This is a genomic window from Asanoa sp. NPDC049475 (genome assembly GCF_040676915.1).
Taxonomy (GTDB): domain Bacteria; phylum Actinomycetota; class Actinomycetes; order Mycobacteriales; family Micromonosporaceae; genus Asanoa.
The window spans coordinates 1-26,058 of the sequence record NZ_JBFAPY010000007.1 but is presented as its reverse complement, the minus strand read 5'-3'; the positions used below and the strand labels follow the sequence as shown (position 1 = coordinate 26,058).

Genomic DNA, 26,058 nt, shown 5'->3' with positions numbered 1-26,058 from the left:
GCGCACACGGGGACGCTGCGGGGCAGCCCCAACCGGGGAGGGGGAACCAGTGCAGGCTCAGACGTCGGCTTTGGCGCGGCTAGACTCCTGGCCCGCACCGGTTACGTCGTCGATCGGATCGAGCATGGCTGTAGCCGAGGACGAGTACGTCGCGTTCGTGCGCGCCCGAAGCCATGCCCTGCTGCGGTCGGCCTATCTGCTCACCGGCGACCAACACCTGGCCGAGGACCTGGTGCAGGAGGCGCTCGCCCGCACGCACCGGGCCTGGTCCCGCCTCCACGAGCTCGGCAACGCCGAGGCGTACGCCCGCCGGGTCATGTATCACCAACAGGTCTCCGTGTGGCGCCGGCGCAGGACGGCCGAGGTGCTCTCCGGCGACCTCCCCGAACCGATCGACCAACGGGGTCACGACGCAGAGTCGATCACGCGGCGGATGACCGTCGAACAGGCGCTGCGGTCGCTCAGCCCACGCCAGCGCGCCGTGGTGGTGCTGCGCTACTTCGAGGACCACACGGAGGTCGAGGCCGCGGAGATGCTCGGCGTGTCGGTCAGCACCGTCAAGACGCAGACCGCGCGGGCGCTCGAGCAACTGCGCAAGCTCGTACCCGAGCTCAGGCAATTCCGGACCACGGAAGGGACCGGAAAATGAACGACGACGACCTGTTGCGGGAGAGCCTGACCGACATCGGCGATCAGGTGAAGCCGGTGGACTTCGTCGACCGGTCGCTGGTCCGCTCGAAACGGATCGGCCGCAACCGTGCGCTCGTCAGCGGTGCCGCCGCGGCCTGCGCGCTGGCGCTGGCCGGCGGGCTCGCGTGGCAGGTGAGCCTGACCGAGCCGAACCAGCCCTCGCCCGCCACCGTGCCGACCGCGCCGTCGGTCACCAGCTCGCCCTCTCCGAGCGCCGCTCCGGTCGAGAGCTCGATCGCCGGGTTGCCCGGGTGGCTCTACTACTCCGACTCCGAGCGGTTGGTCCGGGTCACGAAGTCCGGTGTGGACACCGTGCTGGAGAAGGACGCGTACGCGGCGAGCGTGTCGCCGGACGGTGCGAGCGTCGCCTTCGTCGACGAGGGCGGGAAGGTGGTCGTCACCGACCGCGACGGCCGCAACCGCCGCACAGTCTTCCAGGGCGCGAGATATTACGGGTACGAGCCGGCCTGGTCGCCGGACTCCGAGCGCCTGCTGCTGGCCAAGGGCCCCGACGGCGAGGTCACGAAGGGCATCGTCACGGTCGCGACGGGCCGTTTCACCCCGTTGGCGGACCAGCGGTCGGCGATCCACTTCCTGTGGTCTGCTGACGGGAAGCACATCGGGTACGCGACGGGCGAGTGCAGGCTCGTCACGGCCGATCCCGACGGGAGCAACGCCCGTGTAGTTCCCGGGTTCGGCAGCGAGGACGTGCGGGAGAACTACGGAAGCCGGCGCAGTTGCGACCCGTACAGCATGTCGGCCGATGGTGGTCTGATCTCGGTGTGGCAGCGCAAGGGTCAGGAGGAAGACTCCGACATCGCCCGGGATCTGGTCGCGGACACGATCATCGACGTGGGTACGGGCGAGAACGTCGGTCTGCCGGTCAGGGGTGACGTGACGGCGATCCTGTTCCAGCCCGACGGCGACATCCTGGTGCGCACCCGGGGCAAGCTGACCCTGCTCGGTCCGGACTACGTGGTCAAGGCAGAGGTAACCGAACCGGCCGCGGTCGAGAACCTGAAACTGCTGGCCTACACGCCCTGAACCGCCGCGAAGGTCAACCGGTCCCGCCACCGTCCTCGGATCAGCAGGTGGTCGCGCAGGTGGCGACGATCTTGTGGAACCCGACCTCGGCGAGAACCGGGTCACGTCGGGATCGCTGGCATACCGGTGGACCGCCGCCTGGTCGGAGTCGCGCAGTTCCCGCAGCAGCAGTCGGGACGTCACAAGTTCCATCGCCCACGATCGTCGCCGACCTCCCGGGTGTCCTCCACAGCCGGCGGGGTGTGGAAAACCGCAGCGGTAGCGTGCAGCGCATGGGAGCGGTGCTGAGCACGGGCGGGCGGCTGTTCGTCGGCGTCGTCGTCGGTGCCGCCACCGCTGTGGCGGAGGTCGCCTTTCTCGGTTGGGCCGGGCTCGTCGTCCTGGTGGAGCTGACCCGCGGCCGCCGGCCCACCGCGATCGAGCGGCCCGCACGCCACCTGGTCGAGGTCCAGCGCTGGCGCATCGCCGCGTTCCTGCCCGGCGGCGCCGCCGTGGACGCGCTGGACGACTACACCGAGCGCCGCGCCGTCGCGTACCTCGGGATTCGTTGGATCATCGGTCTGCTCGGTGGAATCGTCGCCCTGCTCTTCCTCTACGGGCTCGGCACCGGCGCCGTCTGGGCGCGTGACCTGTTCGTCGGCCGCAGCGGTGCGCTCCTGGTCTTCGCCCAGGTGGTCGGCGGTCTCGTCCTGCTCTTCCTGGCCGTGCAGGGCTTCCTCGGCGTGGCCGCGCTCGACCGGTGGCTGGCCGGGCGGCTGCTCGTGCCCGGAGACCGAGCCCGCTACGAGCGCCGGATCAGCGAGCTGGCCGCCAGCCGCGCCGGTGTGGTCGCGGCGGTCGACGCCGAGCGGCGGCGGATCGAGCGTGATCTGCACGACGGGGTCCAGCAGCGGCTGGTCGCGCTCGGGCTGCTGCTCGGGCAGGCCCGGCGTGGCACCGACCGCGACCGCTCCGACGAGCTCGTCCGGCAGGCGCACGACGAGGCCCGGGAGATCCTGGCTGAGCTGCGCGACGTGGCCTGGCGGGCGTACCCGGCCGATCTCGACAACCTCGGCCTCGCCGAGGCGCTGTCCCGGGTGGCCGAGCGCGGCGGCGTGCCGGTCTCCGTCGACTGCCCGGCCGACCGCCTGCCGCCAGCCGTCGAGACGGCCGCCTACTTCGTGGTGTCCGAGGCGGTGACCAACGCGGCCAAGCACGCACCGAACAGTCGGGTCCGCGTGGCGGTCACGAAGACCGATCAGGGGGTACGCGTGAGCGTGACCGACGACGGACCCGGCGGCGCCGACCCGTCCGGCGGCGGCCTGTCGGGGCTGGCCCGGCGCGCGTCCGCGCTGGACGGCTCGTTGACCGTCGACAGCCCGCCCGGCGGCCCGACGACGATCACCGCGGTCCTGCCGTGCGAGTGATCATCGCGGAGGACTCCGTCCTGCTCCGGGCGGGTCTGGCCCGGTTGTTGACCGACGAGGGTCACGAGGTGGTGGCCGAGGTCGGCGACGCGCCGGCGCTGCTCGCCGCCGTCGCGGCCGATCAGCCCGACGTGGTGGTGGTCGACGTCCGGATGCCGCCGACCCACCGCGACGACGGGCTGCGCGCCGCGGTCGAGATCCGGGGACGCTGGCCCGCCGTCGGGGTGTTGGTGCTGTCCCAGTACGTCGAGCGCCGGTACGCCGTCGAGCTCCTCACCACCCGCAGCGACGGCGTCGGCTACCTGCTCAAGGACCGGGTCGCCGAGGTGGGCGAGTTCCTCGACGCGCTGGACCGGGTGGCCGCCGGGCGCGCCGCCTTCGACCCCGAGGTGGTGCGCCAACTGCTCGCCCGCACCTCGCACGCGGACCCGCTGCGCCGGCTGACCCCGCGCGAGGCCGAGGTGCTGGATCGGATGGCTCAGGGTCACACCAACGCCGGCATCGCCGCCGCGCTGCACGTTTCCCAGAGCGCGGTGGAGAAGCACGTCAACGCGATCTTCGACAAGCTCGACCTGTCACACACGACCGGCTACAGCCGCCGGATCCTCGCGGTGCTGCGTTATTTGGGCTCCTGACCTCAGATCTTGACGTACGAGGCGAACGGCTCGCGGGCCTTGTCGACGTCGCCGTGCACCAGGTCGGCCCAGGCGGTCAGGACGGCGGCCGGGTCGTAGCGGCGCCGCATCTCGGCCTTGGCCGCGGCCGACCGCTCGGCCCAGACGTCCGGGTCGGCGTTGGCCAGCAACGCGGCGGCCGCGTCGTCGACCGACGGATGGATCCAGTGGTCGTCGTACACCTCGCGGACCCCGGGCCAGGGACGGAACACCGGAACGGCGCCGGAGGCCATGGCCTCGGCCGCGGCCAGGTGCACCCCTTCGATGTCACTCATCGAGAGGAAGCCACCCACGCGGCGGTACCAGCGGGCCATGTCGCGGCCGGGCGCCTCGAAGACGACGCCGCCGCGCAGCAGCGGGTCGCGCTCGATGCGGTCCTGGCACCAGCCCGCGTATTCCTGCTCGTCGCGGCTGGCCCAGACGTACATGTTGTCCTGCGGGGTCATCGACCGCACGTGCAGCGTGAACCGCGGGTCCTCGCGGCGGACGGCGGCCACCACGTCGAGAGCGAGGTCGAGGCGCTTGAGGAAGCGCTCGGTGCCGACCATGCCGATCGAGAACCGGGCGTCGGGCAGCTTCGGCCGGTCGAGCCAGTCGATGTCGAGGTAGTTCGGGATGTAGACCAGCTTCTCCTTGGGCCACCCGATCTCGTCGCGGATCCGTGGTCCGAGGGCGGGCGCGATGTAGACCACCGCGTCGACCCGGTCGATATCGATCTTGCTCGGGTACGCGGTCTCGAGCTCGAACCGGTGCAGCCGGAGGATGAGCTTCGACTCGGGCTGCTTGCGCTCGGTCAGCCAGACCGCGCTCGGCCGGACCCACTCGGCGACGACCGTGTCGGCCTTCAGCAGCAGCTCTTCGGTCTGCTCCGAGGGCGACTGCTGCGTGCGGATCATCCGCCACTCGTCGAGCGAGACGTCCAGGTCGCCGCGCTGGTCCAGCCGGTGGCCCAGCTCACGGATGAACTTGAGGTCGAAGCCGGAGATCAGCACGTTGCGTCCGGCGCGCTCGGTGGCCGACTCGACGGGCAGGGTCGCCGCGACGAGCTCACGGGCGCCGCGCTCCTGGGCGGCGGCCGACCAGTCGGGCCGCGCGTCGGGCAGACCCGGGCGGGGCCAGTCGCGGCCGTCCTGGTTCCAGTCGAGCCAGCCCGTCGGCGCCCAGTCGGCGGCGAGCCCCCGGCGGCGGGCCATCGGGCCCGAGTACGTGTCGGTCGGGTAGCGCCACGCGATGAGCTGCTCGAGCGCCGCGGTGGTGTCCGGGTCCAGCTCGGGCAGGGTGGGAACCGCGGCGTCGGCGCACGACGAGCAGGACCGGTCCTCGGCGAGCGGCGGCAGCACGACGACGCGGGGGCGTCCGCTGGTCGCGGCCCGCTCGACCGCGTCCCGCCCGAGCTCGCTGTCGGTCACGAAGCCGGCGACCCGGTCGGCGACCTCGTTGACCAGCGTGCCGAAGGACGTCGCGCCGCCCTGCACCGTGCGGGTCGGCGCGAGGGCGAGGACCCACATCCGGTCGCCGGGCGCACCGCCCTTGAGCGCGGCGAGCGCGGCCGCGAACGACTCGGCCACCACGATCGAGGCGCCCTCCAGACCGGGCACCGCCGGTGGCGGCGGCGGTGGCGGGGGCGGCGGAGGCGGGGGTGGCGGTGGGGTGACCAGCCGGTGAACCTTGCGGACGACCTTGCGCCCCAGTCGCGCGCCCCGCCGCACCGGCATCGGCAGCCACTCCGCGCGGCTCTTCGGCGGCGGGGGCGGTGGAGGCTTCGGCGGCTCGGTGCCGGGCCGAACGTACTTCGGACCCTCCCAGGTCGCATCGGCGACAGCTGTGCCGGCGGCGCCGAAGGCAGCCTCGGCGGCGGCGCGCCAGCAGCACACGCCGGGCACGTCGGGCCACCGGCTGTCGCGCAGTAGAACCAGACGGGGACTGGTCGCCATCGGATTGTTCCCCAAGGGTGAAAGCGAGAAGGGCGCACCTACGGTAGCGGTGCCGAAAGGGTACGTCGATGACGCCGATCTTGCGTGCCCCTATGGGGTGTATCGGCGGCGCAGGCGGGTCGCGACGAACCAGGCCAACAGCAGGACGACAGCCCCGATCACGACCTTTTGGAGCACGCCGGCGTACGCCTCGACACGCCACCAGGATTCGCCGAGTTGGTAGCCGGCCAGCACGAATACGGTGTTCCAGATCAGGCTGCCGGCGGTGGTCAGAGCGAGAAAGGTCGGCACCGGCATTCGCTCCACCCCGGCCGGCACGGAGATCAGACTCCGGAAGACCGGAATCATCCGTCCGAGGAAGACCGCCTTGGTCCCGTGCCGGGCGAACCACGCCTCCGTGCGGTCGATGTCGTGCAGCCGGATCAGCGGCAGCCGGGCGGCGACCGCGCGGATGCGTTCCCGGCCGATCGCGGCGCCGACCAGATAGAGCGCCAGCGCGCCGACCACCGACCCGGCCGTCGTCCAGAACAGCGCCGCCAGGAGGCTGAGCTCGCCGCGGCTGGCGGTGAAGCCGGCGAGCGGCAGGATGATCTCGCTGGGCAGCGGCGGGAACAGGTTCTCCAGTGCGACGGCCAGGCCGGCGCCGGGTGCGCCGAGCCGGTCCATCAGGTCGACGGCCCAACCGGCGATGCCGTCGGTGGGCTGGGGTGCGCTGGTGAGGATCATGCGATCGACGCTATGGACGCGCCGGGTCAAGGACCATGCGGCGGACCTCCCGACGCACTGCGGAAAACCTCAGTAACGGAAGCGTGAAACAATCCCGGCCGAGGTGAACCGATCATCGACGTCGTACTGACCACCATCCTTCCGCTGGTCGGGTTCGTGCTCCTGACCGGCGCCAACGCGTTCTTCGTCGCAGCCGAGTTCGGCCTGGTCACCGTCGACCGGGCGGAGATCGACCGGCGCGCGGCCGGCGGTGACAAGCGCGCCACCACGGTGCGCCGGGCACTGCACGAACTGTCCTTCCAGCTCTCCGGCGCGCAACTGGGCATCACCATCGCCGCGCTGCTCACCGGATACCTGGCCGAGCCGGCGCTGGCCAAGCTGTTCCGGCCGGTGATCGAGCCTCTGGCGCACGACTCCACGCGTACGGTGACGACGTTCCTGGCTCTGGCTCTGGCCACCTTGCTCTCCATGCTCTTCGGCGAGCTGGTGCCGAAGAACGCGGCGCTGGCCCGGCCGATGTCCGCGGTGCTCGGCACGGTCGTGCCGCTGCGGATGTTCTCGGCGAGCTGCAGGTGGCTGATCGCGGGCCTCAACGCCTCGGCCAACTGGGTGGTGCGGCGCCTCGGGGTCGAGCCGCAGGAGGAGCTGGCCAGCGCCCGCTCGCCGGAGGAGCTCGGACTGCTCGCCGCGATCTCCGCCCGGGCCGGCGCCCTGCCCAGCGACACCGCGATGCTGCTGCAGCGGACGATCCGGTTCGGCGACAAGCGCGCGGCGGAGGCGATGACACCGCGGGTCGACGTCATCGCGCTGCGGAGCACGGCCAGCGTGGCCGAGCTGCTCGAGGCCGCGCGGGAGAGCGGGCGCACCCGGTTCCCGGTGTACGAGGACACGCTCGACCTGGTCACCGGGGTCGCCGCGGTGCCGGACGCGCTCGGCGTGCAGCCGGCCCGGCGGGCGACCACGACGGTGGCGTCGGTGGCCCGCGAGCCCGTGTACGTGCCGGAGAGCCTCGACCTGGACGGCGTGCTCGCGGCGCTGCGGGCGGCGGACGCGGACCTCGCGATCGTCGTCGACGAGTACGGCGGCACCGACGGCGTCGTGACCGTCGAGGACCTGGTCGAGGAACTGGTCGGTGAGATCGCCGACGAGTTCGACCTCGAGGCGATCGAGGAGACGGGCGTGGTCGAGCTGACCGTGCCCGGCGGCGACCGCACGTTCCTGGTCGACGGGATGCTGCGGGAGGACGAGCTGGCCGAGCTGACCGGCTTCCGGCTGCCCGAAGGCCCGTACGAGACGCTCGCCGGCTTCCTGATGGCACGGCTCGGGCACATCCCCGTGGCCGGCGAGACCATCCACGAGGCGGGCTGGGAGTTCACGGTCGTCGAGGTGGAGCGGCACCGCGTCGAGCAGGTGCGCGTCGTCAGCCCGGAGGCCGATCATGCTTAACCTGCTGGTCACGGCGGTCCTGATCCTCGGCAACGCGTTCTTCGTCGGCAGCGAGTTCGCGCTCATCGCGTCGCGCCGCACCGTCATCGAGCCGATGGCCGCCGGGTCCCGCCGGGCGCGGCTGGCGCTCTCGGCGATGAACCAGATCCCGCTGATGATCGCGGGCGCGCAGCTCGGCATCACCATCTGCTCGCTCGGCCTCGGCGCGATCGCCGAGCCCGCGATCGCCCACCTGCTGGAAAGCCCGTTCCACTCGTTGGGGCTGCCGGAGGCGGCGGTCCACCCGGTGGCGTTCGTCATCGCGCTGATGATCGTGGTCTACCTGCACACGGTCATCGGCGAGATGGTGCCGAAGAACATCGCCATCGCCGGACCGGAGACCTCGGCGCTGTGGCTCGGCCCGGCGATGCTGGCGTTCTGCGTGGCGACCAAGCCACTGCTGGTCGCGCTGAAGTGGGTCTCCCGGCTGGTGCTGAAGCTGTGGCGGATCGAGGCGGCCGACGCGGTGAAGACCGTGTTCACCGCCGAGGAGCTGGCCGGGCTGGTCTCGCAGGCGCGCACCGAAGGGCTGCTCGGTTCCGAGGAGCACGCCCGGATCACCGGCGCGCTGGCCCTGCACGACCGCACCGCGGCCGACGCGATGCGGCCGTGGTCGTCGGTCACCACGGTCGCCGAGGACGTGTCGCCGGCGTCGCTGGAGGTGCTCGCCACCCATACCGGACGGTCGCGCTTCCCCGTCGTGCAGCGCAGCACCCGCCGGGTGCTGGGCTTCGTGCACGTCAAGGACATCCTCGGGTACGCGGGTGCGAGCCGGACGGCGCCGGTGCCCGAGGACGTGGTGCGGCGGCTGACGGTCGTACCGCCGGATCGGTCGCTGGCCGACCTGTTGCTGTCGATGCGGCGTGAGCGGCAACACATGGTGCTGGTCAGTGACGGCCGGGCGCCGCTCGGAGTAGTGACTCTCGACGATGTATTGAATGCGGTTGTGGGACAGGGCAATTCGGGCTTTCCTGGCGGAGGTGTTACACCGCCCGTACCCGCCTGACAGCACAGCGAATGCGGCCTTGCGGGCGCTTTCGCTTCTCTCTAATGTGTTTCCTCGGCGGCGTACCCCCCACGCCCATTCGTCTCACTACGGGAGGCAATCGCCTTGCGCGCGTCCCGGCCGTTTGTCCACGTGTTGCTGGCCGTTTGCTTCGGCCTGGTCGCTGCCGTACTCCCGGCAGGTCTCGCTGCTGCCGAGCCGAGCCCGCAGCAGATCGAGGCCGAAATCGACAAGAAATGGCGGCAGCTAGAGCCCGTCATCGAGCAGTACAACAAGGTTCACTCGCAACTTGAGAAAAACCAAAGGAAAGCAAAAGACCTGCAAAAGAAAATCACGCCGCTGTCGCTGCAGGCCGACATCGCACTCGACCGGATCGGTGCTATCGCGGCGCAGCATTACAAAGCGGGTCCGAGCAGCGAGTTGACGATGCTGCTCAGCGGTGGCAACACCAGCGACATCACCGACCAGCTCGCGATGATCGACATGCTGGCCCGGCACGAGCAGGCGCAGATCGCCGACGTGGTCAAGGCCCGCGACAAGTTCAACGCCGAGAAGGTCAAGCTCGACGCCCTGGTGGCCGAGAACAAGAAGACCGACACCGAGCTCGCGGCGCGCAAGAAGCAGATCGCCGCTGACATCAAGAAGCTCGAGGACTCGCTGCCGCCGACGCGGGTCAACGTGGCCGGCTGCCCGAAGATCTCGACGGTCACGACGGCCGAGGGCACCGCGGTGCGCACCGCGTGCCAGCAGGTCGGCAAGCCGTACGTCTTCAACACCGACGGGCCGAGCACCTTCGACTGCTCCGGCCTGACGCTCTACTCGTGGGGCAAGGCGGGCGTCTCGCTGACCCACTACACGGGTGACCAGTGGGACGAGACCTATCCGGTATCCAGCCCACGGGCCGGTGACCTGGTCTTCTTCTACAGCCCGATCAGCCACGTGGGCCTCTACATCGGCAACGGCAAGATGGTGCACGCACCACGGGCCGGCCAGCCGGTGCAGGTGTCCAGCGTCAACAACATGCCGATCACGGGATACCGCTCGGTGAAGAAGCGCTAGCTGGTTCTTACGTGAGCGGGGGCCCTTCGGGGCCCCCGCTTTCGTTTACGCGTCCGGCGCGGTCGGCCAGGTGCGCCAGTTCTGCCAGGCCCGGCTGGGGGTCGGACCCCGCTGGCCCTGGTAGCGCGAGCCGTAGACAGCGGCGCCGTAGGGGTGCTCGGCCGGCGACGACAGCCGGAAGATGCAGAGCTGCCCGATCTTCATGCCCGGCCAGAGCATGATGGGCAGGTTGGCCACGTTGGACAGCTCCAGCGTGACGTGGCCGGAGAAGCCCGGGTCGATGAAGCCGGCGGTCGAGTGGGTGAGCAGGCCGAGGCGGCCGAGGCTCGACTTGCCTTCCAGTCGCCCCGCGAGCGTGTCACCCAGGGAGATGACCTCCATGGTCGAGGCGAGCACGAACTCGCCCGGGTGCAACACGAACGGCTGACCGTCCGGCACGTCCACCAACGAGGTCAGCTCGTCCTGCTGGGTGGCCGGGTCGATGTGGGTGTAGAGGTGGTTGTTGAACACCCGAAACAGCCGGTCAAGGCGCACGTCGATGCTGGACGGCTGCACCAGCGCGGGCTCGAACGGCTCCAGCGTCAGGGCGCCCGACTTGATCTCCGTGACCAGGTCACGGTCGGAGAGCAGCATTGAATCACCCTATGGTTCGTACGTATGTACGATAGAATCACTCCATGGCTTCCTGGTCTGAGTTCGCGTCCGATGAGCCGCGACTTGCGCGGGCGATCCACGCCCTCCTGCACCAATACGGGCCCGGCCTGGGCTACCTGGCGACCGTCCGGGCCGACGGTGGCCCCCGGGTGCACCCGGTCTCACCGGTGATCACCGACGACGGCCTCTTCTGCTTCGTCGTCGACTCGCCCAAACGGCGCGACCTCGAGCGTGACGGCCGCTACGCGCTCCACTCGTTCCCACCTGAAGACAGCGACGACGAGGCTTATGTCGCCGGGCGGGCCAAGCCGGTCACCGACCCGCGGCGGGTTCAGGCCATCGCCGTCGACCTACGTGCCGAGCCCCGGGTCGACTGGCGGCTCTTCGAGCTCACCGTCGAGGCGGCGATGCTCTCGCGGCGCGGCACGGCTCCCGAGGTCCGCATCTGGCTCGACCCGTCGGGCCAGCGTCGCCGATCATCCCCGCGCCGCGCCGGCACGAAACCGGCGCTGCGCACCCCAGCCCTGGCGCTCAACTAGAGACGCCGCCGGCGCCGCCCATCTCGGGCGGCGCCGGCGGCGGTCCGGGTCTTGGCGTCCTACGGTGCGCGGAAGGCGTTCCAGGCGCGCTGCATGCGCTTCACCTGGCCCGCGGTGAACTGATACATGCAGACGTCGTCGGTGTAGTCCATGAAGTTGTGGATCGGGTCCAGCCCCGGTGCCGCGCAGGTGTCGGCGCCGATCGGGCACTCGAACTGCGCGTCGGCCTCGGCCGGAGTGTCGGCCACGTGATCACCCTTGCCCTCGCACCCGTTCTCGAACGTGTGCATGAGGTTGAGCCAGTGCCCGACCTCGTGGGTGGCGGTGTCACCCTCGTTGTAGGGCGCGGCGGTCCCGCCGGGCAGCGACTCGGAGAGGATGACGGCACCGTCATACTTCGTGATCTTCCGCTCCGGGTAGGTCGCCCAGCCGAGCAGCCCGGGGTCGACGATCCCGATGTAGATGTTGAGCGTCTCCGGCCCGCCCTCGCGCAGCTGGCGCTTCATCTGCACCTCGGCCGGGGTCTCCGAGAGAATCGGCGACCAGGCCGGGTTGACCACCCGATTGACCTTCTTCAGCTTGAACGTGAAGGACGAGGCCGCCCCACCGGTGAAGCCGCCGTAGGCGAGGTTGAGCACGTTCATCTGCGCGTCGATCATCGACCGGGGGATGTTGCCGGTAGCCCGGGTGCCGTCAGCGGACACGACATGGACGACCACCGGGACGGTGACCTTCTTGGCCCGCTCGTCTGCGACACCACCACTACGTGCGGCAGCCGCCGCGTCGAACGCGGCCTCGGCAGCGGCCACCTCCGCCGGCGAGAGGTCATTGGGGTCCTGGCGCTGTGCGCCCTTACGCACCTTGAGGTTGCTGCCGCTGCTGTGCCCGCCGACGCAGACCTCACCGCCGCCGGGCGCCGCGCTCTTAGCGCTGGCGGGTGCGGCGGCACCGGCGCTGAGCACGAGCGCGAGCGCGGCGCCCGCGGTCGTAGCCGCCCGCCACGCCCAACGTGTTCCCTGAAGCGTCATTGCTCACCTCTTCCTCCCCGTGGAACAGATGTGAAGGACGTTACTGATGAGCACGATGCGAGTGAATATCCGGAACCCCTGCGCCGGCCCTAACCACGCCCCTCACCGAGGGGGTTGGTGCGCAACCTGCGTCGGTTGGGTAGAGTGGCCTGGCTCGCGGGTGTAGTTCAATGGCAGAACATCAGCTTCCCAAGCTGACAGTGCGGGTTCGATTCCCGTCACCCGCTCCACATCGAAGGCCCTGGTCAGGACATCAGTCCCAGCGAGGGCCTTCGTATTTCTCCGGCCACGATCATGCTTCGGGCCATCCACGGGCCATTAGCGCCGCCGGGCCACCACGCCGGCCATTCATCGTCCGGGTCGTCGCCGCACCGCTTGCCCTTGCCGGCCTCTTCGACCCGTCTCCTGCTCTTGCTAAGGGGTGTTCTGCGCGTCCATGGCGGCTTCGACGAAGGCGCGGATCAGCCCGGTTTCGCCGGCGCTGCGCCACACTGGCGCGTAGCGCAGGACCGGTCCGTCGACGACGGGCACAAACGTGATGTCCGCGCGCACCCGGGAGGCGGCCACATGGGCCCCGACGGGGGAGATGACCAGGCCGGCACCGATCGCCGTGAAGGCCTCTTCGAGGGTGTCCACGGTGATGCCACGTCGGATGTGCCGGCCGGCGGGTGTCACGGACGGCGTGTGCGCTTCCCACACGTAGCCCGGAATCGGCCCCTCGGGACCCACCACAGGGTGATCGCCGAGGTCCTCCATCGAGACCTGGTCCCGATCGGCCAGTGGATGATCGGAGCCGACGGCCAGCACCAGGCGCTCGCTGTGCAGATGCGGCCCGACGGTGAGGTCGGGTTCCCGGACCGGTAGCCAGAGTATCCCGACGTCGACCCGGCCGGCGCGCAGTGGACCGAACGGGTCGGTGGGAAGGATCTCACGGGTACGCAACGCACACTGCGGATGTCGCTGTCGGAACAGGTCAAGGACGGCCTGCATTTCCTGGTGATGGGGACCCATCGTGCCAATGGTCAGCGTGCCGATCTGCCCGCGCGCGGCGGCGGCAGCCTCCTCGATGCCGGCCATGATCTCGCGGTAGCCCGCGTCGAGTCGGTCGCGGAGCCGCTCGCCGAGCGGAGTTAGCCGCACGGTGCGGCTGGTCCGCTCGAACAGGGCTGCGCCGATCCTGCGTTCCTGCTGTTTGATCGCCTGACTGACTCGCGCCTGAGACACTCGGAGTCGCTCGGCCGTCCGTCCGAAGTGGAGTTCCCTGGCCAGGGTCAGGAAGATCTCGATGTCACGCAGCTCCACCGAGCCGATCCCCTCCCGTCGTCACGCGTCCGAATCCCGTCGCTGGCCGGCGCAACACCGAAGTGTAAGGAGGTGACGAAGGCGCGTCTCCCGACCGTGATCCGGGCCACGGTCGCGGCGCAGGCAGGGGAGAGCGTCGATTGATAACCGGCGACTTAACCGGCAGTTCGATCTTCGCCGTTGTTGCACACCTCGGGTGCGGCGATCGTAGGTTCCGTGAGCGAAACGTTGAGCGACATCGTGGCCGTGCCGGATCGCCCCGGGGTCTCGCGGTGGCAGGCGGTGATGCCAGGTGGCTCCGTGGCCGGGGCGGCCGCCCTACGGTCGGTCATTCCGCTCTGGCGCGACCTTCTGCCGCCTTCGACCCCCGCCATCTGGCCTGGTGTCCCCGAGCTGACCTTGTACGTGGCACCGCAGTGGCGGCGTCATGGCATCGGCTCACGGCTCCTGGCCACCGTCCGGGCGCACACCGCCGAGCCTCGCCTGTTCGCGGACGTCGCCGCGGGTGCGCCGGGGGAGGCGTTCTGTCTGTTGCACGGGTTCCGGCACGTCAGATCCCAGCGCCTCGACCTCCTCACCTACGGCGACGTCCACTGGGCCTGGTTGGGTGAGATGGTCGACGCGGAGCCCTCCGGGTACCGACTGATCCACCGGACCGCGACTTTTCCGACCACCCGCCGTGTCGAGGACCTGCGCCAACGGCCGAGCCGCACCGATGACGCTGTCTTGACCGCCGCCGAGGCGGACGGCGACCTGGCGGCCTACGCGGTAGCGGTCGTCGGCCCGTTCTCCCCGAACCGCGCCCGTCAGTACGGGCCGGCGGTGCTCCCCGATCATCGCGGACGGCGGCTGGGCATCTGGGTCAACGCCGCTCTCATCCAACGTCTGCGTGAGGTCCACCCGCACGTCGACGAGATCGAGACCCGCACCGAGGAGGGCGACACCCACCTGCTCGCGGTCCGCGAGCACCTCGGTTTCCGCCCTTCCGGTCGAACGCGCCGCTACGAACTCGCCCTGCCGTAGCCGCGTCCGCAACCTCAGAAACCGGGTGGCACCGAAGCCGCCGCGTGCCATCGAAGAAAGATTTGTCATGAAAAGGTCAGAAATAGTCCCTCACTCTGCTCGCGCGCTGTCCGATCACAGTGGACCTTCGCCCCCGAGCCCACGCCGTCAGCCAGGTGGTCAAGACGTGCCCAGTATTCGGCGTCGCTATCGGCCCCGCGGAAGGTGTATTCGCTCAACGCGAAGGGGCGAGAGCAACTCGCCGAGTTCTGGGGGACGTGGAGCGTCCTCGCTGAGCGCATCGAGCAACTCAAACACAACGACAACCAATACGACGAAGGAGCATGAGCATGGCCGCGAAGTGGAGCGAGACGCTCGTCGGGTCACTTGATCAGAAGAGGCAGTACAAGCACCACATGGCCCGGATCGGGGCCCTGCCGGAGCCCTATCGCAACGCGGCCGAGGCTCTTCAGCGGTACTTCATGTACCAGGGAGGGATCCTCGACGGCGACACGCTCATCACAATGCTCGGCGACTTCGTCGACCTCTGGGAGCGTGCGGTTGCCGACGGAACGCCGGTCCGGGCGATCGTCGGCGACGACCCGGTCGAGTTCGCCGAGACGTTCCTGCGGGCGTACTCAGGCAAGCAGTGGATAGATAAGGAACGCGTGCGCCTCCGGAAAGCGATCGACGCCGCCGCTGGCGACGACGGCGAGGAGAAGAGCGCATGACCACCAATACCCGCGAACCCGCGATCAGGGTGCAGGCCATCACGAAGTCCTACAAGGATTTGCACGTGTTGCGGGGCGTCGACTTCGACGTGGCAGCCGGGAGCATCTTCGCCCTGCTGGGCTCGAACGGCGCTGGAAAGACCACGCTGGTGCGGATCCTGTCGACGTTGTTGAAGGCGAACACCGGCACCGCGATAGTCCACGGCTTCGACGTCTCCTCGGCCCCGGGCGACGTACGCAAGTCGATCAGCCTTACCGGCCAGTTCGCCGCGGTCGACGAAGTGCTCACCGGCCGGGAGAATCTGGTCCTGGTCGCGAAGCTCCGCCATCTGGCGAATCCCGCTGCGATCGCCGACGACATGCTCGCCCGTTTCTCGCTCACTGATGCGGGGAATCGCCGGGCGGCGACGTACTCGGGCGGCATGCGCCGGAGGCTGGACATCGCGATGAGTCTTGTCGGGAACCCGCCGATCGTGTTCCTCGACGAGCCGACCACCGGCCTCGACCCGCAGGCCCGCATCGAGGTCTGGCAGGCGGTAAGGCAGCTCGCCAAGGACGGCACAACAATCCTGCTGACCACCCAGTATCTCGACGAGGCCGAGCAGCTTGCCGACCGGATCGCGATCCTGCACAAGGGCACGATCATCCAGAACGGCACTCTCGCCGAGCTGAAGCAACTCCTCCCGTCCGCCAAGGTCGAGTACGTCGAGAAGCAGCCGACCCTCGAGGACGTCTTCCTCGCCCTTGTCTCCGACGCCAGTGACGCCGCCGACGGGGCAGCCGTGCCCGCAGGAGAGGAATCCCGATGACCGCCTACGTTCTCAGCGACACCACAACCCTCACCGGCCGCTCGCTGCGTCACATCCTCCGCAGCCCGGACACCATCATCACCACGGCGGTCACCCCGATCGCGCTGATGCTGCTCTTCGTGTACGTGCTGGGCGGAGCCATCAACACCGGATCCGACGAGTCGTACATCAACTACATGCTCCCCGGCATCCTGCTCATCACGATCGCAAGCGGCATCGCCTATACGGCGTACCGTCTGTTCCTCGACATGCAGGGCGGTATCTTCGAGCGCTTCCAGTCGATGCCGATCCCACGACCGTCCGCGCTGTGGGCGCATGTCCTGACCTCACTCGTCGCCAACCTGGCTTCGATCGTGATCGTCACAGGCGTCGCGCTGATCATGGGGTTTCGCACCGGCGCATCCGTCGCCAACTGGCTCGCCGTCGCCGGCATCCTGATCCTGTTCACCCTGGCGCTCACCTGGATCGCCGTGATAGCGGGCCTGTCCGCCAAGACCATCGACGGCGCGAGCGCCTTCAGCTACCCGCTGATCTTTCTGCCCTTCATCAGCTCGGCGTTCGTCCCCACCGACTCGATGCCTGGTCCGGTCGCGTGGTTCGCCGAGAACCAGCCGGTAACGTCCATCGTGAATACTCTCCGTGCGCTGTTCGCGCAGCAACCCGTCGGCAACGACATCTGGATCGCCCTCATCTGGTGCGCCGTCCTGCTCGTGGCCGCCTACGCGGCCGCGACAGCGATCTACCGCAAGAAGATCAGCTAGCCGATCGCAAGTAAGACGGCGCCGCATCCGGATGGAGGCGGCGCTGTCCCCCCGGCACAGGTCCGCCACCCCTGGGCGCGAAGCCCGGAGGTGGCGGGACTGTCGAGGGAGTTGATCGTCGCCTCTACGGTGGGAGCGTTGAGGGGAGTCGATCCGTGGCGAGACGGAAGGCCGGTGCCACCACCGGGAACAGCGGTAGGCGGAAGGTGGGGTTGGTGGCGTCCGCGCTTCTGCTGGGCGGATTGGCCCTGGCGGTCGGCTCCGTCGTCTACCGCTGGCAGTTGTCGGAGCGTGCTGAGCGGCTGCGGAGCGACGGAGTTCCCGTCACCGCCACCATCAGCGATCGAGCCGGGGGCGGCGGCCGCGGCAGCGGCATTGATCGCATCGAGGTCTACTACATGTACGAGTCGGCGCAGTATCACGAGTGGATCCCGTGCGCCGGGCTGACCGGATGTCGCAGCACTCCTCAACCGGAGATGACAGTGTGGGTCGATCCGGGAGAGCCGGAGCGGTTCGTGGCCGAGAACGGGCACACCGATGGTTCGCTGTCCTTCCTGATGTCGTGGACGGCCATTCCGCTGGGTGTGGTCCTGGCGGCCGTCGGCGGCACGGGCATCGGTCTCGTCCTCAACGACGGGTGGGGGTGATCACGGGGCCGCACTGTGCTCCGGGCGGGACGGGGTTGGCTTTCATCAAGGAGGGGTCGTCGTCGAGGCAACTGTCTGTGTCGTGGGTGGCGGGCCGGCTGGGGTCGTGCTCGGGTTGTTGCTTGCTCGGCAGGGTGTCGACGTCGTGGTGCTCGAGAAGCATGCCGACTTTCTTCGCGACTTCCGGGGCGACACCGTTCACCCGTCCACGTTGAACCTGCTCGACGAGATCGGGCTCGGGGCAGCCATCGCAGCGCGGCCGGGGCGCAAGGTTGACTCCTTGCGGGCCACCTTTGACGACGGGACCGTGCGCGTCGCGGACTTCAGTCGACTGCCGGGCGCCCACCCGTACGTGCTGTTTCTGCCGCAGTGGGATTTTCTCGACCTGCTGGCCGACGAGGCTGCCAAGTTGCCCACCTTCCGGCTGGTGCGGTCGACCGAGGTGGTCGACGTGCTCCGGGACGCGGACGGCCGCGTGGTCGGCGTCCGTACCGCCGACGGGCAGGACATCCACGCCCGCCTCACCGTCGGCTGCGACGGGCGCGGGTCGGTGGTCCGTGACAGGCTCGGCCTGCGGCCGCGGGAGTTCGGGGCTCCGATGGACGTGCTCTGGTTCCGGCTGTCCCGGCGGCCCGAGGACCCGATCGGGCTCGACATGCGGATCGGCGCCGGCGGGCTGATGCTCTGCATCGACCGGGGCGACTACTTCCAGTGCGCCTACGTGATCGCCAAAGGCGGCTACGACGAGGTGCGGGCGGCGGGGCTCGACGCGTTCCACGACCGGGTCGCCGACCGCGCCCCGCACCTCAAGGATCGCGTGAGCGAGATCGCGAGCTGGGACGACGTGCGGCTGTTGACCGTGCGACTGGATCGGCTGCGCGACTGGTCCGTGCCTGGCGCCCTGCTCATCGGCGACGCCGCGCACGCCATGTCGCCGATCGGCGGGGTCGGCATCAACCTGGCCGTCCAGGACGCCGTGGCGACGGCGCGGATTCTCGGTCCGGCGCTGGCAACGGGCACGTTCAGCGACAAAGACCTGGCCAAGGTCCAGCGCCGCCGCCGGTTCCCGACCGCCGTGACCCAGGCCGGCCAGCGGCTCGCGCAGCGGCGCGTCGTCGACCCGCTGCTGCACCTGACCGGCCCGGTCAACATCCTTGGCCCGATGCGCCTGCTCGACCGCACGCCGCGGCTGCAACGGCTGGCCGCCCGGGCGGTGGGCCTCGGCGTCCGGCCCGAGCATCTCTAGGCGCGGAAGAACTCCACCAGCACCGGACCCAGGACCGCCGGCGACGCGTCGTGCGTCTCGCCCGGCAGCTCGCGGTGGAGCGCGTCCGGCAGCGCTTCCGCGGCCGCCTTCGCCGCGGCCCGCAGGTTGGCCGGGCTCGCGCCCCCGGCCGCCACCAGCGTCGGCGCCGTCACCGAACCGGCCGCGGCCAGGGGAACCGAGTGGTCGCCCATGATCGCGTTGTCGTAGGCCAGCGTCGGCGCGACCGCCTCGAAGACCGGCCAGAACGGTTGCGTCCGCATCCCGGCGACCAGCTCCGCCGGCATGCCGATCGAGGTCATGAACAGCGCGATCGCGTCACCGTCTCGGCCGGCCGACAACAGCTCCGCTAGGCGCGGTGAATAGGACGGGTCGCGGTCAGCCACGTACGGCGGCTCGTAGAGTGCCAGCCGCTCGAACCCCACCCCAGCGGCGGCCGCCAGCACGAGCAGGGCAGCGCCCGACGAGATGCCGAAGCCATGAGCGGACCCGCCGGCCTCGGCCACCAACGCCCGCAGGTCGTCGATCTCCCGTTCCACGGCGTACGGCTGCGTGTCCCCGCTCTCGCCCCTGCCCCGCCGGTCGTACGCGTACACGGTGAAATGCTCCGAGAGCACCGCCGCGAAGCCGCGCATCGGCCCGGAAGCGCGGTGACACATCGCCCCGTCGACCAGGATCACCGGCGGGCCGCTGCCGCTGCGCTCGTACGCGATGGTCGTGCCGTCCCTAGATGTCACCATGACGTTCCTCCCGCGAATCGAGATAGGCCGCGAAACGGTCGAGGCTGGTCTGGAACCCGGCCCGGGCCTCGGCGCTGCGGTATGCCTCCGGCACGTTGGTCTGGTGGGTGACCACCTCGGTGCGACCGTCGGCGAGCGCGCTGAACGTGACCGTGGTCTTCATGCCGCCCTGCGATTCCGGCTCGATCCAGACGAGCCGGTCGGGCCGCGAGACCTCGACGTACGTCGCGCGCATCGTGTAGCTGCTGCCGTCGCGGTCGTTGACCATCGTCGTCTCGAACGCGCCGCCCGGCCGCAGGTCGACGACGATGCCGTCGAGCGGGGTCGTCGTGCCGGTCGGACCCCAGAAATGCGTGAGGTGCGCCGGTTGGGTCATGCAGTCGAAGAGCACCTCGGGCGACGCGTCGTGAACGCGGCGGTAGGTCAGCTCGCCGGTGTCGGTCAACGGGACTCCTCTCCAAGGCGCAACGACGCGAGGTGCTCGTCGAGGCGGTCGTAGCGGTCGGCCCAAACCTGCCGGTGCTCGGCGATCCAGTCGGCCGCGGCGTCGAGGCGCACGGTGTCGAGCACGCACGGCCGGGACTGCGCGGCGCGTGTGCGGTGCACCAGCCGCGCCTTCTCCAGCACCTTGATGTGCTTCGACACGGCCTGCTGGCTCATCGCGAAGGGCTCGGCGAGCTGGTTGACGGTGGCGTCGCCGCGCGCGAGCCGTTCCAGGATGGCGCGCCGGGTCGGGTCGGCCAGAGCGGCGAAGACCAGGGTGAGCTCGTCGGTGGTCACTCTGCGACCCTATCCACAACCAATCAGTTTCACAACCGTTTAGTTGTGTACGCGGAGCGTCGTCGATGTGTAACGATCGACGACGATGAGCCTCCTCGTGCACGCGTACGTCCGCGGTCCGGCCGGCGAGATGCTGTTCCTCGACGGTCCGCCCGGCTCTGACCTGGCCGGCCCGACGACCGCGCGCACGGGCATCTACGGCGCGCCCTGCGTGGTGGCCCTGGGGGCGAGGATGCTGCCGATGCTGGCGACACAGGACGTGTACGCCGAGACCGTCGCCGAGCTCGACGCCCTCGACTCGGACTGCACCCTGCTGCTCGACAACCTCGACTACATCGCAGCGTCGGTCGGCCGCGACCCCGACTTCCTCACCCAACGCCTGACCAACATCGCCGACGCCATAAACCGAGCCCGCTCGGCCGGCGGCGCCGTCGTGATCTGGTAGCTCAGTCCTGGTAGGCCTTCCACACGACCATCCGGTCGCGCAGGTCGATCAGATCGCCGTCGGCGTTGAAGGTGCCGTCTCCGTTGTGGTGGAAGGTCCGGTGCTCCTCCCGGTCGTGGTTGACCCAGACCTGCCGGGCCTGGAGGATCACGAGCCCGCTGTACGCCTCGGTCATCAGGTCCGCGCGGCCGGCCAGGCCGCGGGTCGACACCAGGAACGTCGGGCCGGCCTCGAGCACCCGGTAGGCCTTGTCTCCTGGCAGCTGACTCCACGCCATTTTTCGACCATAGAACGCGGGTACGGCGGCCCGGGCTAGCTTTCGCCGGCCAGGCCCGCGCAGTGTGCGACCGTCGCGTCGTCACGGGGGACGCCGGCCGACTGTTCCGTCGCCCGTACCCGGCGAATGATCTCTCCTGGCCCGTGCTCCCGGACGATGGCCAGCGCACCCGACCAGTCGACGGCGCCGAAGCGGTCGACGAGGCGGCTGGCACCGTTGGTGAGCAGCGTGGCATCGGTGAGGCCGAGGATCGGCTCGCTGCCGGTGATCGCCTCGGCCGCCGCCGCCGGGTCGTCCTTGGCGAGCCAGAACCCGCCCGCCTGGTTGCGGTTGGCGCGCAACGCCGTGACGTACCGGGCGCGCTCGCGGTCCTTTTCGGCACTGCCCTCGGGTGCGGCCTCGTAGGCCGATCCGAAACGCTCCCGCACGACGAGCTCCCGGCGATCGTGCACGACGGCCAGACCCGCGTCGCCCCGATCGAGCACGAGAACCGAGTCGCCGAGCACGAGGTGATCGGCCCGGTCGCCGGTCAGCCGGAGGATCGCCACCGTGGCCGACGGGCTGCTCGGGTCGGTCAGGTCGCAGGTCTCGCGATGGGCGCGGGCCACCGCATCGATCGCCTCGGCGAGCAGTGACACCAGGTCGCGACCGTCGGCGAGCGCCAGCCGGCCGATCAGCTCGCCGCCCAGCCGGTTCGTGTACCAGGCGACGCCATGCCGGCAGATCGACTCGATCCCGCGGATCCCGGCGCCGTCGAGCAGCACGGCGGCCGTTGGCCCCGCCGCGAAGAAGTCCTCGTTGACGCGGTCGCGCTCGGCCGGTGCGCTCGCCATCGCCACCCGCATGGACCTGACTTTAAACGACCCTCGACCGGCACGATGATGTGCCACTAGACATTGGTGTGTGCCACACAGTATCGTGTGACGCATGGCGAGCGATGAGATCCTGCGGATCCACCTCCAAGAGCTGCGGCGCGGCACCGTCGTCGTGGCGAGCCTCGTAGCCCTGCGCCACCCCGACTACGGCTACGCGTTGCTGCAACGGCTCACGGAGCACGGCTTCCCGGTGGACGCCAACACGCTTTACCCGTTGCTGCGCCGGCTGGAGGAGCAGGGGCTGCTGACCAGCGAGTGGAACACCGAAGAGAGCCGGCCGCGCAAGTTCTACCGGACCAGTGCGGAGGGCGAGTCGACGCTGACCCGACTTCTGGACGACCTGGCCGCCGTACAGACCTCGATGACCGCACTGATCCAAGGAGTGAAACGATGACCTCCCTCACCGAGCGCTACGTCGCGGCCACCTTGCGCACCGTTCCGGCCCCGCGCCGCGAGGAGATCGCAGCCGAGCTGCGCGGTTCGATCGCCGACATGATCGACGACCGCACGGCCGCGGGCGAGGATGCCACCGCCGCCGAGCGGGAGGTGCTCACCGAGCTCGGTGATCCGACCCAGCTGGCCGCGCGCTACGCCGACCGCCGGCTGCAGCTGATCGGCCCCACCTACTACCTGGCCTGGTGGCGGCTGCTCAAGCTCCTGCTCAGCTTCGTGCCGGCGCTCGTCGGCGTGATCGTCGGCCTGGTGGATGCCACCGACGGGTCCGCACCCGCCGGCGCGATCGGCACGGGCGTCGGGGCCGCGATCCAGACCGCCGTGCAGATCGGCTTCTGGGTCACGCTGGTGTTCGCGCTGCTGGAGCGCACCAACACCAAGCTCGACCTGCCGGCGTGGACGGTCGACCAGCTTCCGCACGACCGCCCGGACCGGCAGATCACGCTCACCGACGCCGCGGCCTCGATCGGCTTCCTCGTCCTCGTCATCGCGTACGTGCCGCTGCAGCACTTCCGGTCGTTCGTCCCGGCCCGTGACGGCGACGGCAACCTGCCGATCCTCGACCCGGCGCTGTGGAGCTTCTGGCTGCCGTTCCTGATGGTCGTCCTGGTCGCGACGCTGGGCCTGGAGCTCGCCAAGTACCGCGTCGGCCGCTGGACCCTCCCCCTGGTCGTCACCAACGCGGTGCTGGACCTGGCCTTCGCGATCCCCGTCATCTTCCTCGTGCACAACGACCGCCTGCTCAACCCCGAGCTCGTGGCCAGGTTCGACTGGCTCAGCCAGCCCGACAACCTCGACACGGTCGCCACCGTCACCGTCGTGGGAACGGTCGTGATCACCCTGTGGAACATCGCGGACAGCATCGTCAAGCTTCGTCGCGCCGCGGCCTGACGCTGCTTTCTCGATCAGCCCGGCCCCCTACTCGGGGCCGGGCTGTGTTGTACCCGTACGGGCGCGCTCGGGTGTGGCAGTGTCGTCGGTCGTGGGTGACGAGCTCGTACCGGTCGAAGGTTGGGTGACCGGGCTCAAGTTCGACGGACGCCTGGTCTATCTCTGGTACGGGTCGGACCCAGGCGGCCAGGACTGTGTCGCGGCTCGGGCGGGCCAGGTGCACGCGTTCGCGTCGGAGGACGAGTGCCGCGCCACGGCCTCGGCCCAAGGCTGGCCGAGCGCGGACGGCGACGACGGTGTGGTCGAGGTGACGGACCTGGAGCCGGCGCAGGACTGGCTACGCGGAAAGCGGATCGCCCTCGATCCCCAGGCCGGCCTGGACCTGTGGAACTGGGGAGCCGACGTCGCCCACAGCACGGCCCACTCCTGGCACACCCGCGGGGTGGTGCGAGACGCCTGCTACGACAAACTCTTCGCGGCCTCGGTGCCGTGGGTCTTCAAGCTGGATTCCTACTCGCCGACCTGGAGTCCCAGACAGCTCCGAGTGCTGCGCCAGGTGCTCAGCCGGGCGGTCTACCTGCTGCGTGCCACGACTCGCTAGGACGCCTGGCGCACGGGCACGTCGGCCAGCCATACGTCGGCGAGTTCGCTCAGCGGCACGGCGAGCGCCTGGCTGAGGCCGACGACCGTGCCGAACGCCGGCGCCGGAAGGCGGCCCGCCTCGATCTTGCGTAGCGTTTCAGGGGAGATGCCGGCCGCCAGGGCCACCTCGACGAGGCTGCGACCGCCGCGAGCGGCGCGAAGGGCGACTCCAAGGCGTTGGCCCGCTGCGATCTGTTCTGGGGTGAGCGGCTGGCGAACCATGCGAGCAGGATAGCCCTCCGGCAGCGTGGTATAAAAATACCGCACATCGACAGGGAGGCTTTTCGTGATCGAGCTCAAGTCCGCCGAAGAGATCAGGCGGATGGCGGTGACCGGCCAGTTCGTCGGCGAGCTGCTCGCCGAGCTCAGCGGCGTCGCCGCGGTCGGTGTCAACCTGATGGACCTGGAACACCACGCGCGCCGCCGCATCAAGGAGCGGGGAGCCGAGTCCTGCTACTGGGACTACGCCCCGTCCTTCGGCCGCGGCCCGTTCCGCAACGTGCTGTGCCTCTCGGTCAACGACGCGGTGCTGCACGGCCTGCCCCACGACTACGTCCTGCGGGACGGCGACCTGCTCAGCATCGACATGGCGGTCGGCATCGACGGGTGGGTGGCTGACTCCGCGGTCTCGTTCGTCGTCGGTACGCCCGACCCGGAGGACCTCAAGCTGATCGAGGCCACCGAGGTAGCCCTGGAGGCGGCCATCGCCGCATCCCAGGCCGGCGGTCGGCTCGGCGACGTCTCCCACGCGATCGGCTCGGTCGCCCATTCCTACGGCTACGGCGTCAACGGCGAGTTCGGCGGCCACGGAATCGGCCGCACGATGCACGAGTCGCCCCACGTCTCGAACGACGGGCGGGCTGGGCGCGGCATGAAGCTCGAGCCTGGTCTGACGATCGCGATCGAGCCGTGGTTGTGCCGGTCGACGGACAAGATCGTGTACGACCCGGATGGTTGGACGATCCGATCCGCCGATGGCTCGCGCACCGCGCACTCTGAGCACACGGTCGCGATCACCGATGCTGGTCCCCAGGTCTTGACCCGCCGTCCCGCTGAGGGCACCGGCTCGACCGCGGGCGCCGCGGAGAGGCCCGCGAAAGCCTCGTGACCTGCTGACTTCCGGGTGTCCGGTGCCTTGGTCGGCGATGACCGTGGGAGGCGGGGTCGGCACTCGCCGCGACCCATGCCGCTGCCCGGTCGGCACCGTGTGCGTGAGGTCGGGCCAGCTCGAGGCCGCAGCCGACCGCGTCCTGGACTCCCTGAGCTCGGGCGGCGAGCGGGCCGACCAGCTTCACGCGGATGGTGGAGAACTGGAACGGGTCGCAGCAGGGCCGGGCGCCCGATCGGTCGTCCAGGTGCGAGGCAGCGGCACTCTCCTTCGACCCCACGAGCCGCGACGGTGTGGTCGCCTTCGCGGCAGCGACTCCGGTCGCGGGCCGAAGCTCCTGGCCCTGCTCGGTCTTGCCAGTGTGCGGACCAGGTCGACCGGTACGCGGCCAGGCAGGATGCGATGGGGTCGCAATGTCAGGTACGCCGGCCGCGCCCCGCCTGCTTGCGCAGTCTTCCGAGTCGTGCACGAGGTGGTCAGACCTGGAGGCGCGGCGTCCTGCTCCAGGGCGACGTCGACGCCGGCCCTCACCGTGTTGGAGCAGGCCGCAACCGGAGCAAGTGGACATGGATCAACCCTGATTTGCGTTTCAGGGACGTCCAACGTAACTTTCTCTCTGCAAGCGGAACACCGGACAAAACGACCGGGGGGACGCAGGCACCACTACCAGGCAGTTTGCTGGTGGAGGGTTCGGGCGGTGCGATCTACCGGCTAGGCCGGATTTGAGATTGCGAAGCCGACCGGGTAAAGTAACCAAGCCGGCAGGAGCCGGGCGGGATGATCCGAGAGCCCCTCAAGGGAGCGACGGAATCCGGCCGGTCTGCAGGATTCCTAGCAACAACACGGGAGCGGATCTTCGCGTCCAAGTTGCGGGATCTCGGGCGAAGTGCAAGAAAGCCGAAAATACCGGCTTGACAGCGCGAAAACGACCGAGTAAGCTGGACAAGTTGTGCCCCGCAGGGCAGGAACGAGCGAATCGGGCCTGAACTACGGTGTGTGTTTGTTCTTTGAGAACTCAACAGGGTGTTTGATAAGCCAGTGCCAATTGTGATTGATTTTGGCATCCGTTAATGGATTGTCAGGTCG

Annotated in this window: 30 protein-coding genes and 1 tRNA gene; 20 read left to right on the top strand and 11 right to left on the bottom strand. The window is 69.6% G+C overall.

Features of this window, described 5'->3' with window-relative positions; genetic code table 11:
- Nucleotides 1–124 precede the first annotated feature (124 nt).
- The 4 genes from AB0J88_RS27410 to AB0J88_RS27395 all read left to right on the top strand — a co-directional run bounded on the left by AB0J88_RS27410 (nt 125) and on the right by AB0J88_RS27395 (nt 3,775).
- Nucleotides 125–649, top strand: coding sequence for a SigE family RNA polymerase sigma factor (locus AB0J88_RS27410; protein ID WP_364350877.1), 525 nt, complete (start codon nt 125–127; stop codon nt 647–649).
- The gene (locus AB0J88_RS27405; RefSeq protein WP_364350880.1) at nt 646–1,734 is read left to right on the top strand and encodes a hypothetical protein; all 1,089 of its coding nucleotides are present in this window, start codon (nt 646–648) and stop codon (nt 1,732–1,734) included. The genes AB0J88_RS27410 and AB0J88_RS27405 overlap by 4 nt, the downstream gene beginning before the upstream one ends.
- 272 nt (nt 1,735–2,006) lie before the next feature.
- Nucleotides 2,007–3,140, top strand: a complete 1,134-nt coding sequence (locus tag AB0J88_RS27400; RefSeq protein ID WP_364350883.1) for a sensor histidine kinase — start codon at nt 2,007–2,009, stop codon at nt 3,138–3,140.
- Entirely contained in the window at nt 3,131–3,775 is a 645-nt protein-coding gene (locus AB0J88_RS27395; protein ID WP_364350886.1) for a response regulator transcription factor, read from the top strand. Before AB0J88_RS27400 ends, AB0J88_RS27395 begins: the two co-directional genes overlap by 10 nt.
- Before the next feature lie 2 nt (nt 3,776–3,777).
- On the opposite strand, the gene AB0J88_RS27390 is transcribed toward AB0J88_RS27395, so the two are convergent.
- A complete protein-coding gene (locus tag AB0J88_RS27390) occupies nt 3,778–5,748 on the bottom strand; it encodes a hypothetical protein (protein ID WP_364350889.1) in 1,971 nt (656 codons plus the stop codon).
- Nucleotides 5,749–5,838: 90 nt separating this feature from the next.
- A complete protein-coding gene (locus AB0J88_RS27385) occupies nt 5,839–6,474 on the bottom strand; it encodes a DedA family protein (RefSeq protein WP_364350892.1) in 636 nt (211 codons plus the stop codon).
- Between the two features lie 111 nt (nt 6,475–6,585).
- Between AB0J88_RS27385 and AB0J88_RS27380 the strand changes: the two genes are divergently transcribed.
- The 3 genes from AB0J88_RS27380 (at nt 6,586) to AB0J88_RS27370 (ending at nt 10,024) form a co-directional block, all read left to right on the top strand.
- Nucleotides 6,586–7,920, top strand: coding sequence for a hemolysin family protein (locus AB0J88_RS27380; RefSeq protein WP_364351062.1), 1,335 nt, complete (start codon nt 6,586–6,588; stop codon nt 7,918–7,920).
- Complete coding sequence (locus AB0J88_RS27375; RefSeq protein ID WP_364350895.1) at nt 7,913–8,965, top strand: hemolysin family protein; 1,053 nt, start codon at nt 7,913–7,915, stop codon at nt 8,963–8,965. The genes AB0J88_RS27380 and AB0J88_RS27375 overlap by 8 nt, the downstream gene beginning before the upstream one ends.
- A gap of 132 nt (nt 8,966–9,097) precedes the next feature.
- Nucleotides 9,098–10,024, top strand: coding sequence for an NlpC/P60 family protein (locus tag AB0J88_RS27370; protein WP_364350898.1), 927 nt, complete (start codon nt 9,098–9,100; stop codon nt 10,022–10,024).
- Nucleotides 10,025–10,069: 45 nt separating this feature from the next.
- Here AB0J88_RS27370 and dcd read toward each other — a convergent pair whose 3' ends face one another.
- Entirely contained in the window at nt 10,070–10,657 is a 588-nt protein-coding gene (dcd, locus tag AB0J88_RS27365) for a dCTP deaminase (RefSeq protein ID WP_364350901.1), read from the bottom strand.
- Nucleotides 10,658–10,701: 44 nt separating this feature from the next.
- On the opposite strand from dcd, the gene AB0J88_RS27360 reads away from it, so the two are divergent.
- Nucleotides 10,702–11,217: a pyridoxamine 5'-phosphate oxidase family protein gene (locus AB0J88_RS27360; protein ID WP_364350904.1), complete on the top strand. Its 516-nt coding sequence runs from the start codon at nt 10,702–10,704 to the stop codon at nt 11,215–11,217.
- 59 nt (nt 11,218–11,276) lie between these two features.
- On the opposite strand, the gene AB0J88_RS27355 is transcribed toward AB0J88_RS27360, so the two are convergent.
- Nucleotides 11,277–12,245 carry a zinc metalloprotease gene (locus tag AB0J88_RS27355; protein ID WP_364350907.1) on the bottom strand — a complete coding sequence of 323 codons (969 nt, stop codon included), beginning with the start codon at nt 12,243–12,245 and terminating at the stop codon, nt 11,277–11,279.
- Between the two features lie 156 nt (nt 12,246–12,401).
- On the opposite strand from AB0J88_RS27355, the gene AB0J88_RS27350 reads away from it, so the two are divergent.
- Nucleotides 12,402–12,475 (top strand) — tRNA-Gly (locus tag AB0J88_RS27350).
- 184 nt (nt 12,476–12,659) lie between these two features.
- Here AB0J88_RS27350 and AB0J88_RS27345 read toward each other — a convergent pair.
- Nucleotides 12,660–13,547, bottom strand: a complete 888-nt coding sequence (locus tag AB0J88_RS27345) for a LysR family transcriptional regulator (protein ID WP_364350910.1) — start codon at nt 13,545–13,547, stop codon at nt 12,660–12,662.
- Between the two features lie 216 nt (nt 13,548–13,763).
- On the opposite strand from AB0J88_RS27345, the gene AB0J88_RS27340 reads away from it, so the two are divergent.
- The 6 genes from AB0J88_RS27340 (at nt 13,764) to AB0J88_RS27315 (ending at nt 18,743) form a co-directional block, all read left to right on the top strand.
- The gene (locus AB0J88_RS27340) at nt 13,764–14,570 is read left to right on the top strand and encodes a GNAT family N-acetyltransferase (RefSeq protein ID WP_364350913.1); all 807 of its coding nucleotides are present in this window, start codon (nt 13,764–13,766) and stop codon (nt 14,568–14,570) included.
- A 329-nt stretch (nt 14,571–14,899) separates the two neighbouring features.
- Nucleotides 14,900–15,280, top strand: a complete 381-nt coding sequence (locus AB0J88_RS27335) for a DUF1048 domain-containing protein (RefSeq protein ID WP_364350916.1) — start codon at nt 14,900–14,902, stop codon at nt 15,278–15,280.
- Nucleotides 15,277–16,089 (top strand): ATP-binding cassette domain-containing protein, encoded by an 813-nt coding sequence (locus AB0J88_RS27330; protein ID WP_364350919.1) that lies wholly within the window; start codon nt 15,277–15,279, stop codon nt 16,087–16,089. Before AB0J88_RS27335 ends, AB0J88_RS27330 begins: the two co-directional genes overlap by 4 nt.
- Nucleotides 16,086–16,850: an ABC transporter permease gene (locus AB0J88_RS27325; RefSeq protein ID WP_364350921.1), complete on the top strand. Its 765-nt coding sequence runs from the start codon at nt 16,086–16,088 to the stop codon at nt 16,848–16,850. Before AB0J88_RS27330 ends, AB0J88_RS27325 begins: the two co-directional genes overlap by 4 nt.
- Nucleotides 16,851–17,065: 215 nt before the next feature.
- Nucleotides 17,066–17,497, top strand: a complete 432-nt coding sequence (locus tag AB0J88_RS27320; protein ID WP_364350924.1) for a hypothetical protein — start codon at nt 17,066–17,068, stop codon at nt 17,495–17,497.
- A gap of 13 nt (nt 17,498–17,510) precedes the next feature.
- Nucleotides 17,511–18,743, top strand: a complete 1,233-nt coding sequence (locus AB0J88_RS27315) for an FAD-dependent oxidoreductase (RefSeq protein ID WP_364351065.1) — start codon at nt 17,511–17,513, stop codon at nt 18,741–18,743.
- On the opposite strand, the gene AB0J88_RS27310 is transcribed toward AB0J88_RS27315, so the two are convergent.
- The 3 genes from AB0J88_RS27310 to AB0J88_RS27300 are packed head-to-tail and all read right to left on the bottom strand — an operon-like array spanning nt 18,740 to nt 20,281.
- Nucleotides 18,740–19,501: an alpha/beta fold hydrolase gene (locus AB0J88_RS27310; RefSeq protein ID WP_364350927.1), complete on the bottom strand. Its 762-nt coding sequence runs from the start codon at nt 19,499–19,501 to the stop codon at nt 18,740–18,742. The genes AB0J88_RS27315 and AB0J88_RS27310 overlap by 4 nt on opposite strands.
- A complete protein-coding gene (locus tag AB0J88_RS27305) occupies nt 19,488–19,946 on the bottom strand; it encodes an SRPBCC domain-containing protein (RefSeq protein WP_364350930.1) in 459 nt (152 codons plus the stop codon). Before AB0J88_RS27305 ends, AB0J88_RS27310 begins: the two co-directional genes overlap by 14 nt.
- Nucleotides 19,943–20,281: a metalloregulator ArsR/SmtB family transcription factor gene (locus AB0J88_RS27300; protein WP_364350933.1), complete on the bottom strand. Its 339-nt coding sequence runs from the start codon at nt 20,279–20,281 to the stop codon at nt 19,943–19,945. The genes AB0J88_RS27305 and AB0J88_RS27300 overlap by 4 nt, the downstream gene beginning before the upstream one ends.
- A gap of 85 nt (nt 20,282–20,366) precedes the next feature.
- On the opposite strand from AB0J88_RS27300, the gene AB0J88_RS27295 reads away from it, so the two are divergent.
- Nucleotides 20,367–20,726, top strand: coding sequence for a hypothetical protein (locus tag AB0J88_RS27295; RefSeq protein ID WP_364350936.1), 360 nt, complete (start codon nt 20,367–20,369; stop codon nt 20,724–20,726).
- 1 nt (nt 20,727) lies between these two features.
- Here AB0J88_RS27295 and AB0J88_RS27290 read toward each other — a convergent pair whose 3' ends face one another.
- Complete coding sequence (locus AB0J88_RS27290; protein WP_364350939.1) at nt 20,728–21,003, bottom strand: hypothetical protein; 276 nt, start codon at nt 21,001–21,003, stop codon at nt 20,728–20,730.
- 35 nt (nt 21,004–21,038) lie between these two features.
- A complete protein-coding gene (locus AB0J88_RS27285; protein WP_364350942.1) occupies nt 21,039–21,848 on the bottom strand; it encodes a hypothetical protein in 810 nt (269 codons plus the stop codon).
- 82 nt (nt 21,849–21,930) lie between these two features.
- Between AB0J88_RS27285 and AB0J88_RS27280 the strand changes: the two genes are divergently transcribed.
- The 3 genes from AB0J88_RS27280 to AB0J88_RS27270 all read left to right on the top strand — a co-directional run bounded on the left by AB0J88_RS27280 (nt 21,931) and on the right by AB0J88_RS27270 (nt 23,823).
- Nucleotides 21,931–22,272, top strand: coding sequence for a PadR family transcriptional regulator (locus tag AB0J88_RS27280; protein WP_364350945.1), 342 nt, complete (start codon nt 21,931–21,933; stop codon nt 22,270–22,272).
- Complete coding sequence (locus tag AB0J88_RS27275; RefSeq protein WP_364350948.1) at nt 22,269–23,222, top strand: permease prefix domain 1-containing protein; 954 nt, start codon at nt 22,269–22,271, stop codon at nt 23,220–23,222. The genes AB0J88_RS27280 and AB0J88_RS27275 overlap by 4 nt, the downstream gene beginning before the upstream one ends.
- 79 nt (nt 23,223–23,301) lie before the next feature.
- Complete coding sequence (locus AB0J88_RS27270) at nt 23,302–23,823, top strand: hypothetical protein (RefSeq protein WP_364350951.1); 522 nt, start codon at nt 23,302–23,304, stop codon at nt 23,821–23,823.
- Here the strand turns inward: AB0J88_RS27270 and AB0J88_RS27265 are convergent.
- Nucleotides 23,820–24,086, bottom strand: coding sequence for a helix-turn-helix transcriptional regulator (locus tag AB0J88_RS27265; RefSeq protein ID WP_364350954.1), 267 nt, complete (start codon nt 24,084–24,086; stop codon nt 23,820–23,822). The genes AB0J88_RS27270 and AB0J88_RS27265 overlap by 4 nt on opposite strands.
- A 64-nt stretch (nt 24,087–24,150) precedes the next feature.
- On the opposite strand from AB0J88_RS27265, the gene map reads away from it, so the two are divergent.
- Complete coding sequence (map, locus tag AB0J88_RS27260) at nt 24,151–24,972, top strand: type I methionyl aminopeptidase (RefSeq protein ID WP_364350957.1); 822 nt, start codon at nt 24,151–24,153, stop codon at nt 24,970–24,972.
- The last annotated feature ends 1,086 nt before the right edge of the window (nt 24,973–26,058 follow it).